The 13,032-nt window shown below is 68.5% G+C and carries 9 protein-coding genes; 2 read left to right on the forward strand and 7 right to left on the reverse strand.

Going from position 1 to position 13,032, the window contains the following annotated elements; all coding sequences use genetic code 11:
* The first annotated feature begins 175 nt into the window (after positions 1 to 175).
* Positions 176 to 2,596, forward strand: coding sequence for a hypothetical protein (locus ACFFDA_RS27150; RefSeq protein ID WP_404480368.1), 2,421 nt, complete (start codon positions 176 to 178; stop codon positions 2,594 to 2,596).
* A 255-nt stretch (positions 2,597 to 2,851) separates the two neighbouring features.
* Positions 2,852 to 5,242, forward strand: a complete 2,391-nt coding sequence (locus ACFFDA_RS27155; RefSeq protein WP_404480369.1) for a membrane-bound PQQ-dependent dehydrogenase, glucose/quinate/shikimate family — start codon at positions 2,852 to 2,854, stop codon at positions 5,240 to 5,242.
* Positions 5,243 to 5,373: 131 nt separating this feature from the next.
* Here ACFFDA_RS27155 and ACFFDA_RS27160 read toward each other — a convergent pair whose 3' ends face one another.
* From ACFFDA_RS27160 to ACFFDA_RS27190, 7 genes are all read right to left on the reverse strand, one after another.
* Positions 5,374 to 6,492 (reverse strand): alpha-hydroxy-acid oxidizing protein, encoded by a 1,119-nt coding sequence (locus ACFFDA_RS27160; protein WP_404480370.1) that lies wholly within the window; start codon positions 6,490 to 6,492, stop codon positions 5,374 to 5,376.
* Positions 6,489 to 7,169 (reverse strand): Fe2+-dependent dioxygenase, encoded by a 681-nt coding sequence (locus ACFFDA_RS27165; RefSeq protein WP_404480371.1) that lies wholly within the window; start codon positions 7,167 to 7,169, stop codon positions 6,489 to 6,491. The genes ACFFDA_RS27160 and ACFFDA_RS27165 overlap by 4 nt, the downstream gene beginning before the upstream one ends.
* A 101-nt stretch (positions 7,170 to 7,270) precedes the next feature.
* Positions 7,271 to 9,670: a TonB-dependent receptor gene (locus ACFFDA_RS27170; protein ID WP_404480372.1), complete on the reverse strand. Its 2,400-nt coding sequence runs from the start codon at positions 9,668 to 9,670 to the stop codon at positions 7,271 to 7,273.
* Positions 9,671 to 9,821: 151 nt separating this feature from the next.
* Positions 9,822 to 10,832, reverse strand: coding sequence for an FAD:protein FMN transferase (locus tag ACFFDA_RS27175; RefSeq protein ID WP_404482891.1), 1,011 nt, complete (start codon positions 10,830 to 10,832; stop codon positions 9,822 to 9,824).
* A gap of 19 nt (positions 10,833 to 10,851) precedes the next feature.
* The gene (locus tag ACFFDA_RS27180; RefSeq protein ID WP_404480373.1) at positions 10,852 to 11,790 is read right to left on the reverse strand and encodes a DUF4198 domain-containing protein; all 939 of its coding nucleotides are present in this window, start codon (positions 11,788 to 11,790) and stop codon (positions 10,852 to 10,854) included.
* Between the two features lie 34 nt (positions 11,791 to 11,824).
* Positions 11,825 to 12,313, reverse strand: coding sequence for a DUF2271 domain-containing protein (locus ACFFDA_RS27185; protein WP_404480374.1), 489 nt, complete (start codon positions 12,311 to 12,313; stop codon positions 11,825 to 11,827).
* Between the two features lie 14 nt (positions 12,314 to 12,327).
* Complete coding sequence (locus ACFFDA_RS27190; protein WP_404482892.1) at positions 12,328 to 13,023, reverse strand: PepSY-associated TM helix domain-containing protein; 696 nt, start codon at positions 13,021 to 13,023, stop codon at positions 12,328 to 12,330.
* Between the last annotated feature and the right edge of the window lie 9 nt (positions 13,024 to 13,032).

The raw sequence follows: 13,032 nt of genomic DNA on the forward strand, positions 1-13,032 counted from the left end.
CTCGCAATAGCGAATCTTTCGACGCCTGGAATCGCGCCTTTGCAGGCGGCGAGCGGCGGGAGTGGAACATATTGCGCGCCGGCTCGATGGGCATGGGCATGTACGCAGGGGTCGTATGCGGCTACAGCGGCTGCGGGGGCGTATTGTCAGGACCAACGACGGGAATTTTCGCTCCTTGCCGATTCACTCGACGAAGCACCGCAACATCCGGCCCTTGCTGTTCAGCGCGCTGGCCGCCACGGCTTGCGCCGTTCCCATCGCGGCGGCTGCCGATCCCGCTCCGTTCGAGCTGACCGGGCCCGACTTGCGCATCGAGGTGACCCGCGGCGACGAGACGCTGCCGATCGCCAGGGTGCCCAGCCTCGCTGCCGGCGACAAGGTGGTGGTGCATGGCGCCTTTTCCGAAGACCAGGGCGCGAAGTTCGTGCTCGTCTCGGCCTTCCTGCGCGGCGCCACCAACCCGCCGCCCAAGGACTGGCTCCAGACCGCTCGCACCTGGAAGTCCAAGGAGAAGGACAAGGCGCTCGCCCTGACCGTGCCCAAGGGCGCGCGGCAACTGGTCCTGCTGATCGTGCCCGAGACCGGCGGCGCCGAGGGCGTGCTGGTCGATGCGGTGCGCGGCAAGCCCGGCGAATTCGTCCGCGCCAGCCAGGACCTCAACCAGGCCTCGCTCGACCATTCGCGGCTGGCGACTTTCATGGCGGCGATCCGCGCCCAGGGGGACAGCGGCCCGGAATACCTGCGCACCGTGGCGCCGGCCCTGGCCAACAGCCTGTCGATCAAGCTCCAGGCCGACTGCCTTTCCAAGGTAATCGAGCAGCAGGCGTCGTGCCTCGTGCAGGACCGCGAATCGCTGGTCCTCAGCGATGTCCATTCCAGCTCGATCGCCGACACGCTTACCGGCACTCCGACCGATCTGGCGCTGCAGCTCAGCGCCACGCGCGAGGCGGGCGCCGGATACTACAGCGCCTACATCGGCGTCGCTCGGGACATCGCCCGAATCTTCGGGGCCTTCAACAATCCGAGCTTCAACTACCTTCCCACCCTGAGCGTGCGCGATGGCGAGACGATGTCGCTGCTGCTCAATGCCGCGCCTTCGTTCCAGAAGCCGAAGTCGGTGATGGTCGTGGCGCTACCGGCGATCGAGGCGGACATTCCCCCCCAGCTTCGCAGCACCGCCAAGGGGCCGATCTGCGCGGCCCAGGCCGGGGCCGTGCTGCCGGTGGAAGGAGCACCGCTGGTCTTCTCAACACAGCTAGCGCACGCCATGAAGGCCAGGCTCACCTCGGCTTCGGGGCAGATCCTGGAAGTGGACGCGACGCCGCGGGCCGACAAGGGCGGCTACCTGCTGGCGGCCGAGAGCCTGCCAGCCGCCTTCAACGGCGTGGTGCGCGCGCACCTGCACGGGCTCTGGGGCTTCGCCACCTTCGAAGGCCCCGACTTCGTCCTCCAGCGTCCGGATGGCAGCGCCTGGAAGGCGGCCGAGGGCGTGGACGGCCTGATCGTCGGCCGCGACAACGAGATCACGCTCGAAGGCTCGGCGCCATCGTGTGTCGAGGACGTGACCCTGCGTCAGGGCAGCGGCGCCGCGAGGACGCTCAAGTGGCAGGTGCGCGACGGCAATCGCCTCGCCGTCACCGTGCCGCTGGAGGGTGCGCGCCCCGGCGACATGCGAATCGAGGTCCGCTACCGGGGCGTCAAGGACCCGGGCGCCGTCATGCTGCGGGCCAGGGCAGAGGCGAGCAGGCTCGACGCGCTCGAACTGCACGCGGGCGATACGCAAGGATCGCTTACCGGACAGCGGCTCGACCAGGTGCAGTCTGTCATGGTGGGCGAGGTCGAGTTCCGGCCCGATGGCCTGACCCGCGACGGTGCCGTCGACCGTCTGCGGCTGACCGCGCTAGGGACCGGCCGGGCGCCCGAGCAGGGTGCTTCGGCCAAGGCACTCGTCAAGCTGGAGGACGGGCGCAGCCTGCCGATGTCGGTGCGGGTTTCCCCGCCGCGTCCGCAAGTCTCGCTGCTGAACCGCACGATCAACGTCGCACCCGTGGCATCGGGCGCACGCACCCTGGACCTTGGCTCGAGCAACGAACTGTTGCCCGACACGGGTGAGCTGGTGTTCTCGGTCAAGGCCGGTGCCGCCACGAAGTTCGGTGCTGCCGACGCGATCGAGATCGCTGCCGCCGATGGCGACGGCGTCGTCCGCCTGGCGGTGGGCAAGGGCCTGACTCTGGCCAGTTCCGAAGTGCTGGTCGGCCGGCTCAAGGGTGGCGACATCCCGGCCGGCACGTTCGGCCCCTTGCGGTTCCGGCTGCTCGCGCGAGGCGAGACGGGCGGCGAATGGCAACCGCTGGCGACGCTGGTGCGCCTGCCGGGCATCCAGAACCTCGCCTGCGAAGAGGCGGAATGCACGATCACCGCGAACGGCCTGTTCCTGGTCGATGCGGTGAGCACCGACGCGGCCTTCTCGAAGGCCGTCCCGGTGCCGCCCGGCTATACCGGCTCGACCCTGCGAGTGCCCAGACCGGCGGACGGCGTCCTGCACTTGCGTCTGCGCGATGCGCCCGCAAGCCCGGTGACGCTGCCGGTGGGCTGAGGCGGGCGCCCGCCGTCCTGTGGAAAGGCTGTCGGTCAGGTCTTGAAGGGTGCGGGGCGGTCTTCGCCCTTGCGAGGGCGACTTGCCCGATACTGCCCGTCGCTACGCGAAATTGGGGGGAGCCCATAACGGCACCACCCCGCACGACCCAGTCTTGCCCCTTGTTCCGGCGGCATAAATCCTTCGATCCCGGAACTTTGGCTACTGCGGGAGCTTAAACGAGCGCAACCCCCCAAATATTGCCGGAGTGTAACCATGGACGCTTTTCGCTCGGATCGTAGGGCGAGGCCACTGTCGCCCTTGCTGTTGGGGGTGGTGATCGGCGCCATCGGTCTTGTCCTCGCGATCGGGGGCATATGGCTGGCGATCCTGGGGGGCTCGGCCTACTACGTGCTGGCAGGTGTCGCCATGCTCGGCTCGGGCGCGCTGCTGTTTCGCCGCAACATCCTGGGCGGCTGGCTCTATATCGCCGTGTTCGTCCTTACCGTCATCTGGGCCTTCGCCGAGGTCGGCGCCAACAACTGGGCGCTGGTGCCGCGCGTCATCGCGCCGCTGGTGCTGCTGGTGGCGACGCTGCTGGTGATGCCCACTCTCTCGCGCCATCCGCTCCGCTGGAAGCTGGGCCTTGGCGCCAGCGGCGCGGCCGTCGCGCTCACTGCCGTCACGGCGCTGATCTTCGCGCAGATGGCGCAGACCGGCCCCGCCTTCGACCTCCCCCCGCTGGGCCAGGAAATGACCGATCCGGCGCTGGCCAAGGCCGGCGACGACTGGCCCGCCTACGGCGGCAGCGAAAGCGCGCGCCGCTTCTCGCCGCTCGGCCAGATCACGCCTGAGAACGTCGGCACGCTCAAGCGGGCCTGGCTGATCCACACTGGCGACATGCCGTCGTCGCCGAAGATCGCCAAGACCTATGGCGGCGAGAACACGCCGCTCAAGGTCGGCAGCATGCTCTACGTCTGCACGCCCAAGAACATCGTGCTGGCTCTGGATGCCGCGACGGGCAAGCAGCGCTGGCGCTTCGATCCGAAGGTCCCGGACGATGCCATCCCCTACACCGCGGCCTGTCGCGGCGTGAGCTACTACGCCGTTCCCGGCGCCTCGGCCGACCAGCCATGCGGCCAGCGCCTGATCTTCGGCACGCTCGACGCACGCCTCTTCGCCATCGACGCGCGCAGCGGGGCCCGGTGCGCGAGCTTCGGTGCCAATGGCGAGGTCGACACCAAGATCGGCATGGGCAACACGCCCGCCGGCTACGTCTCAATCAACTCGCCACCGACGATCGTGCGCGGGGTGGTGGTGACGGGCCACCAGGTCCTCGACGGGCAGGACCGCTGGGCGCCCTCGGGCGTGATCCGCGCCTTCGACGCAATTACCGGCAAGCTGCGCTGGGCCTGGGACATGATGCACCCGGACTGGAACGGCTACCCGCCGACCGGCCAGACCTGGGCGCGCGGCACTCCCAACATGTGGACCATCGCCAGCGGCGACGAACAACTGGGCCTCGTCTACCTGCCGATGGGCAATGCGGCGGCCGACTACTACTCCAGCCTGCGCCGTCCGCAGGAAAAGCAGTTCGCGACCTCGCTCGTCGCGCTCGACGTGACGACCGGCAAGCCGCGCTGGCGCTTCCAGGCCGTGCGCAACGACGTGTGGGACTACGACTTCGGCGCCCAGGCCAGCCTGGTCGACTATCGCGGGGCCCCGGCGCTGGTGCTGCCGTCCAAGCAGGGCGACATCTACGTTCTCGACCGCAGGACCGGCAAGCCGCTGACCCCGATCGGTGAACTGCGCGCGCCCGGCGGCGGCGTCGAGCCCGAGCAGCGGGCGAAGACCCAGCGCGTGTCGCTGTGGCATACGCTGCGCAAACCGATGCTGACCGAGCACGACATGTGGGGCATGTCCCCGATCGACCAGATGGTCTGCCGCATCCAGTTCAGGAAGGCGAGCTACAAGGGCTTCTTCACTCCGCCCGAAAGCGATCGCCGCTCGATCGAGTATCCTGGCTACAATGGTGGCACCGACTGGGGCGGCGTGGCCATCGATCCGCGGCGCGGCGTCATCGTCGCCAACTACAACGACATGCCCAACTACGTGCGCCTCGTTCCCCGCGCGGAAGCGAACAAGAAGGGCTGGGCCCCGCGTGACCAGGCACGCGGCGAGATCGGCGGCGCCGAGGGCGCCGGCGATCCGCAGGCGCACACGCCCTACGCGATCGACGTCAACGCCGGCTGGCGCCTGCCGTTCACGGGCATGCTGTGCAAGCAGCCTCCCTACGGCGGCATCCGCGCCATCGACATGGCGAGCGGCCGCACGATCTGGGACCGTCCGCTTGGCTCGGCGCGTACCAACGGGCCTTTCGGCATCCCCTCGATGCTGCCGTTCGAGATCGGCACGCCCAACAACGGCGGGTCGGTGGTGACGGCGGGCGGGGTGATCTTCGTCGCCGCCACGACCGACAACCTGATCCGCGCGATCGACCTGAAGACCGGCAAGACCTTGTGGTCGGACGTGCTTCCGGCCGGTGGGCAGGCGACGCCGATGACGTACTCGGTGAACGGCAAGCAGTACCTGGTGATCGCCCCGGGCGGGCATCACTTCATGGAGACGCCGATCGGCGACGAAGTGATCGCCTACGCCTTGCCCTAGGAAAGCGCGGTCCCGGGCTTGACCCGGGACCGCGACGTACCCTTGAGGCAACAGCTTGCGATGAACCACCGCAGCGTCCGAATGCGCGCCTGCCCACGGTCCCGGGTCGCGCCCAGGGATGACGCCCCGGCTCAGCCGCCGAACGCCACCAGGCGTTCGGGGCCCAGCGCATCCACCGTCGGGCATCCCAGTTGCGCCATCGCCGCTTCCAGTTCGGTGCGCAGCAGGTGGATCATGTGCGCCACGCCCGGCATCCCCGCGACCGCCAGCGCGTGCATCTGGGGGCGCCCGACCAGCACCGCCTTCGCACCCAACGCCAGAGCCTTGACCACGTCGGTGCCCTGTCGCACCCCGCCGTCGAGCAACAGCGGCACCCGGCCGGCGGTGGCCTCGGCGACCGCCTGGATCAATTCGATTGCGCTCGGCAGGCCGTCGAGCACCCGGCCGCCGTGGTTGGAGACGATGAGGCCGTCGGCGCCTTCCTCGACGGTGCGCCGCGCATCCTCGCCCAGGACCAGACCCTTGACGAGGATCGGCAGGGTGGTCGCGGCGCGCAACCAGGCGAGGTCGGCCCATTTGGGTGCCGCGTCCGTCAGCGCGGTGCCGAGCAGGATGCGCCCTCCCGGCACCGAAGTCTGGCGCGGGCGGGGCATTCCGGCGAGGTTCACCGCATCGACGCCCGGCGGCAGGGTCATGCCTGCCGGCTTGAGCGCTGCATCGATGGTGAGGACTATCGCCTCGTAGCCGGCGGCCTCGGCGCGGCGGACGAGTTGCAGGCTGTGCTCGCGCTCCGGCTGGAGATAGAGCTGGAACCAGAGCGGCGCTGCCTCCTTGCCGAGGTCTCGGCCGAGCGAGCGGGCGGCGGTCGCGATGTCCTCGATCCGCACGCTGGCGAGCGTGCTGGCCACCATGCCGAGATCGAGCGCGGTGGCCGCGCGGGCGCAGGCCAGTTCCGCTTCCGGATGGGCCAGGCCCTGATAGGCCAGCGGCGCCAGCAGGATCGGCGCGGCGTGGGTGCGGCCCAGCAGCTCGATGCGGGTGCTCCCGTCGAGGTCGGCCATCGCGCGCGGAAGCAGGCCGATGCGGTCGAAAGCGGCGCGGTTCTCGCGCAGGGTCACCTCGCGGCCGGCGCCTTCCTGAATGTGGCGCCAGGCCTGCGGTGTCAGGTGCTGCTGCGCCCGGCGCTCGTAGTCGGCCAGGCTGCGAAGGTCCGCCGGAATCTCGGTGAGCGCCGGCAGCGGCTCGCTCACGTCGCCGACCACTGGCGCAGGAGATTGTGGTAGACCTGCGTGAGCGTATCGACCGAGGCATGGTCGGGATGATCGGTGGCGACGGCCTGGATGGCGCCGTCCAGCTCGAACATCAGCCGTCGCTTCTCGGGCGAGGCGACGAAGCTCTGGGTCCAGAAGAACGAGACGAACCGCGTCCCGCGCGTCACCGGCATGACCCGGTGCAGGCTGGAGCCGGGATAGACGATCAGGTGCCCTGCGGGCAGCTTGGCGGTGTGGGTGCCGAACATGTCTTCGATCACCAGTTCGCCGCCGTCGTAGTCCTCGGGATCGCTGAGGAACAGCGTGCTCGAGACGTCCGAGCGCAGATGCTCGCCGGTGCCGGGGATGGGGAAGATCGCGTTGTCGACGTGGTTGCCGTAGTGGCCTTGGCCTGCGTAGCGGCTGAACAGCGGTGGCAGCACTCGGGCGGGCAGGGCTGCGGCGATGAACAGCGGGGTTTGCGCAAGGCGATCGAGCACACGGTTGCCAAGCTCCTTGGCCAGCGGGTGGTCGCGGGAAAGCTGTTCGTTGTCCTTGACGCGGGCGGCGCGATGGCCGGCGGTGGCGCCCCCGTCTGACCAGTCGGCGGATTCGAGGGCGGCGCGGATCTCGCGCACTTCGGACGCGTCGAAAAGCTCGGGAATTTCGATGACCATGGCGGTCTCTCTCGCCCAATAATCGGGCGGCTGCAATGATCGTGATCAAGCCGGAACCCGGCGGGCGCACTCGGTGAGCGCCCGCCGGCCCGTTGGGAGCGTTACATCTTCGCAGTCAGGGTCAGGACGGCCGAGCGGGCGTCGCCCGGGGTGGCCCAGCCGTTGTTGCGGATGCGCTGGTAGTACAGCTTGTTGCCGATGTTCTTGACGTTGAGCTGCGCCGAGACGTTGGGCGAGAAGTCGTACGACAGGTAGCCGTTGTGGATGAGATAATCGTGCGAGTAGAGCACGCCCGGAACCGTGGCCGAAGGCGTGTTGAACGCGAACTTGCCCTGGTAGGTGGCACCGTAGCCGATGGTCAGGCCGAAGGGCAGGCGATAGGTGGTGAACAGGCTGCCCGAGTGTTTGGGCGTCTGGGTGAGCCGGGAACCGGCGGCATAGTCGATCGCCGTCGAATCGCGATCAATCGAGCGGATCAGCTTGCCCTTGAGGTAAGTATAGTTGGCGGTGATCGTCCAGTTCGGCGTGATCGCGCCGCTGGCGCCCAGAGCGATGCCATCCACGCGCGACTTGCCGTCGAGCTGCTGCTCGGGCTCGACGCTCGGGTTGGCCGAAGCGACAGCGTACTTGTTGCGCTCGTTGCGGAAAGCCGATGCCGTCAACAGCAGGCCGCCGTCAAACAGTTCCGCCTTGGCGCCGATCTCGTAGTTGCGGGCCTCTTCGGGGTCGATGCTGCAGGTTGCGCCGACGACGCCGGGGGCCGAGATGGTGCAGGCGGCATTGACCGAGTTCCTCGAGGGGGTCTCGGAGTTGCCGTAGGCGGCATACAGGCTGACGGCTTCCACCGGTTTGTAGACAAGACCAACGCGATAGGAAAACAGCGTCGCGGCGTTGCTGGCCTTGGCCCCGATCACCGAAGGGCGTCCGAAAGGCACGAGGACGCCGTTCACGAGGCAGCCAGTGGCCGTGCTGCAGATGGTGTGGGTGCGCGAAAAGCCGGTGTTCCGCTCGACGCGGGCGCCGGCGTTCAGTTCGAATTTACCCAGCTTCATCGTATCGAACAGGTAGCCGGCCACGTTGGTCTGCTGGCCGGTCGTCTGGCCGGTGCGGATGAAGTTGACCGCGCCGGTGTAGACGTTGCTGCCATAGGTGAAGTTCGGGCTCGCCGGGCCGGTCACCACATCGTTGGGATTGTCGATGTTGATCAACGGCAGGCGGGTGAAGCCTGCGGTGCCGTCGGCATTGCGCAGTGAGTTGCCGTTGTTCAGCTCGTACTTTTCCCAGGTCGCAGCGCCGCCCAGATCGATGGTGTGCTCGATTGCGCCGGTGTTGAACACCGCCTTGAGGTCGATCTGGTCGAACATCAACTGGTTATGGATGTCGCGCGTGGTGCCGCGCGGGCCGGTGGGGTAGTAGTAGCCGGCGGGGACCAGCACGTTGTTGGGCGCTGCGGTGGTGCCGATGTTGACCGTGCAGGCGGCGCCGAGCGGGGTCACGCCGCTGGCGAGGCAGTAGGTGCCCTGCGGCGGATCGACGATCGTGAGCTGGCGTGAATCCTGCCAGCGGGCGAGGTTGCGGACCGAGACGGTGTCGCTGAACTCGTGCTCGAAGATGGCGGTGAGCTGGTCGACGTTGATGCGCTGCTTGTCGACGTTGCGGTAGCCGAAGTAGTCGCTGCGATGCACGCCGGGGACAGTGCCGTTGTAGTACGGGACGCCGTACTGCGGGATGTTGTCATCCTCCTGGTGCGAATACTGCAGCGTCAGGCGGGTCGGGCTGTCGATGCCGATGGTGATCGACGGGGCGACGCCCCAGCGCTTGTAGTCCTCGACGTCGCGGCCGGGGATGTCGTTGCGGTGCCACATCGCATTGAGGCGGAAGGCGACGAGGTCGCTGACGCGCTTGTTGAGATCGACCGTGGCGCGATAGTAGTTGTCGGTGCCGACGCCGGCGGTGGCGACGTAGGCGTCTTCCGCCTTGGGACGCTTGGTGACGATGTTGATGTTGCCGCCCACCGAGCCGGCACCCGAGATCACCGAGTTGGCGCCGTTGGTGACTTCGACCTGGTCGAGATTGAACGGATCGGTGCGCGTGATCTGCGCGCTGTCGCGAACGCCGTCGATGGTGATGTCGTTTGCCGCGCTGTAGCCGCGGAAGGTGATGTTGTCGCCGGGGCCGGTACCGCCTTCGCCGGCGCCGAAGGTGATGCCGGGCACGGTGGCCAGCACGTCGCGCAGGGTCAGCAGGTTCTGCTGCTCGATCACTTCGTTGGAAAGCACGGTGATGGTTTGCGGCGTATCGCGGACGGGACGCGTGCGCTTGGGCGATTCCAGGGTGCGGCCGGGTTGTTCGGTAATGGCCGTATCCGAGACGGTGACGCCGCCAAGGCTACGCTCGGGCGCGACCTCCTGCGCTTGGGCGGCAGGCGCGAAGGCCGGCGCGATGCAGGACAGTGCAAGGAAGGTCCGGCGAGCAGCCGACCTGGAAGGCTTGATGGACATGATTTCCCCTCATGTGTTGACGAGGGGCTGATATTGAGAGTTAATCGCATTAGCAAGGATTATGTATCGCGTTATCTCAAGTTTGTTTCATCGCTCGAAATATAAGGAATTTCTCGGTTTTCCGTCGGGCGATGAGGGGTGGCGCCCCTGGCTACGTCTCGTCGGTCGGTCCGATCATCGCGTCGAGCGCGGGGCTGATCCATTCGACAGCTTCGTCGCCGCGCCGGACCAGGGCACGCACGGCGAGCCTTTCGCGCAGGCAAAGCGCTTGCATCGCGGTTGGTTCGAGGACGCCCAGTGCGGTCGCCCACGCGTCGGCGAGCATCGCCGAAGGATGGATCACGCTGATTGCCATGGCATGGTCGACTGGGCACCCGCTGCGGGGATCGATGGTGTGGCGCCCGCGGACGTAGTCGCCCGAGGTCGCGACGGCGAGCTGGTGCAGCGCGATGCGCAAGGGGGCGATGGCTAGAGGGGCGATGGCTAGAGGGGCGATTGCTGGGGCAGGTGTCTCCAGCTCGACCCACCAGGGATCGCCGTCGGGCCTCAGGCCGAGGCCCGCGAGTTCCCCGCCGATCTCGACGAGGGCATGCTCGCAGCGGTGGTCGCGCAGGAGGCGGGCCAAGGCGTCGACCGCGAAGCCCTTGGCGATGCCGGACAGGTCGAGGCGCAGGCCGCCAGGCTGGCGCAGCCGCGGAGGGTGGCGGTCGTGGGCGAGGCGACGGAAGCCGGACTGGGCCAGGGCCCGGGCCACTTCGGCGGGTTGCGGCGGGCGGGCCACCTGCACCGGCCCGTGACCCCAGATGTCGACGAGGGCGCCGATCGCCGGATCGAAAGCACCGGCGGAGCGTTCGGCGACGTCGAGCGCGGTCTCCATCACCAGCGCGAAGTCCGCGGGCAGGGTGTGCCATGCCCCCCCCGGTGCGCGGTTGAAGCGACCGAGGACGGACTCCGCGCGCCAGTGGCTCATCTGCGCGAGGATCGTCTCCAGCCGCGCCTCGATGGCGGCGAGAATCGTCGCGCGCTCGAATCCGGGAGGCGCGGCGATCTTGACGCGCCAGGTCGTGCCCATGGTCTCGCCCTCCAGCACCGCCACCGGCGCGTCCTGTCGCCAGGAGGCGAAGCAGGACGGGTCGATCGCAAGCGGGACGGCAAGACGCATGGTCACGTGGTCACGCCGGTCAGGGCGCGACGACTTCCAGCGTGCTGGTGAACGACATGCGACGGGTTTGCGCGCGCTTGTCGCTGGGCTTTGTGTCCTCGGCGGTGGCGTTTAGCCAGTACATGCCGGCGACCGGCCACTTGACCTTCAGCACGCCGTCGGCGCCGGTGGTCAGTTCCTGGGCGTCCTCGGATTCGCGGTACTTCTTGCCGCCGGGGACGATCGTGACCTTCACGCCTGCCGCCGGCTTGCCATCGACGAGAAAACGGAACTGCGCCTCCTCGTCCGAGACGAGTGCGTCGGGATGGGTGATCGGGTCGAACTCGAGGCCCTTGCCGGTCGGGGTCAGCACGCCCTTGGTCGGCGCATCGGACGAGACGTAGACGGCGTAGGTGGAGAGCGATTCGTTCAGCTTGATGTCGGTCGCATTGGCCGGGATGTCGGAAACGGTGGCGACCATGCGCGGCGGCCGGCCGCCCGGACCCCCGGGACCCCCGGGGCCTCCGGGGCCTCCGGGGCCACCGGGACCTCCGGCAGGAGCGCCGGCACCGGGGCCGCCGCCGGCACCCGGCGCGCCAGGGGGACGCATGCGGCCGCCCACGCGCCATTCTTCGGTGCCGACCTTGAAAGTCCCGCCGATCGAGGAGCGCTGCATGCCGATCTTCCATGTTCCCGGCTTGTTGATGGCGACGTCGAAGGTCCCGCGATAGCGCCCCTTGGCCGGGTTCTCGATCTTGGCTTCGGTCCCGTCGGGGGCCCAGACGGAGACTTGCGCGGGGTCGATGGCGACATGGTCGGCGTAGAACAGGTCGTTCGAGACGGCGGCATCGACGGTGACGTACTCGCTGGCGCCGGCCAGCGTGGTGGTCGAGGGAAGCAGCCACTGACGGTGGGCGAGCGCCGGCGTGGCCAGCGCGGACGAGGCCGCGACGGCGATCAGGATGGTGCGGAAGCGCATTTCAATTCCCCTGTTTGGAAAATGGTCGTGAAAGTCAGCGGATGGTGATGCTGCCCAGTTCGGTCTTGCCCGATGCCGAGCCGCCCTTGGCGGGAATCGAGAAGGGCACCGAAACGAGTTCGCGCCCGCCCGTCTCGCGCGCGGCCTCGACCTTGAGGACGTACTGGCCGGCCGGCAGGTTGGCAGGGATCGGCACGGTGTAGCTGCCGGGCGCACGGGTGGCGCCGCTCAGGCCGTCGGCGGGCATCTTCATGGCGCTGCCGCCCTTGCGCCACCAGGAGCGCAAGTCCGCCAGCCACTTGGTGCCGGGCTCGCGGCCGGCCTTCTTGACGTCGTACCACACGAAGATCGTGCGCGCGTTGCCGCCGGCCACGGGCTCCACCCAGGCCGCGACGTAAGGACGGTGGTATTCGGCCACCTTGACCTGCGGGATGGTGATGGTCACCGAGGCGGCCAGCGCCGGAGTGGCTATCGTACCGGCAGCCAGCAGCGGCAGCGCGGGCAGGATCTTCGATCGGGTCATCACGGGCTTTCTCGTCAGTGGATGAAAAGGAGCGCCAGCAGCAGCGGCGCGATGAGGCTCAGGCCCACCAGCGGCCAGGTCATCGGCCGGTGCCGGGCATGCAGCTGCAGCAGGAGCAGGCCGGTCAGGGTGAAGATCACGCAGGCGATGGCGAACAGGTCGATGAACCAGAACCAGGCGCTGCCGGTGTTGCGACCCTTGTGCAAGTCGTTGAGATAGGAAATCCAGCCGCGGTCGGTCACTTCGGCGGTGACGGTGCCGGTCGTGCGGTCGATGCTGACCCAGGCGTCTCGCCCGGGCCCAGGCATGGCGACGTACACCTCGTCGTCGGCCGACCAGTCGGCGGCCCGCCCGGCGGGATCGAGCGGCACGGTCCCGGCGACCGCCTTCGCCACGTCGGCGGGCAGCGGGTCGGTGGCGTCGCCCGGCGCCGGGAGGCGGGCGAGCAGAGCGGCGGGCAGCTTGCCTTCGCTCTTGGTCACCACCGGCTCCGCGCCGATCGAGGCGGCGTGGTTCAGCGTGATGCCGGTCGCCGAGAACAGCAGCATCGCCGCCAGCGAAATCGCTGCGCTGACCCAGTGCCAGGTGTGCAATTGCTTGAGCCAGAAAGCCCGGGCCTTCTTGTTTTTCTTCGGTGTGGCCTTGGGCTTGGCCGTCCGGCGCGCGCGGGTGGCAGGAGCCGGTTCGGCGTTCGCCGGCGCACCCGTCACACGCGGATC

The sequence above is a fragment of the Novosphingobium sp. BL-52-GroH genome (assembly GCF_044813085.1).
Lineage (GTDB): Bacteria > Pseudomonadota > Alphaproteobacteria > Sphingomonadales > Sphingomonadaceae > Novosphingobium.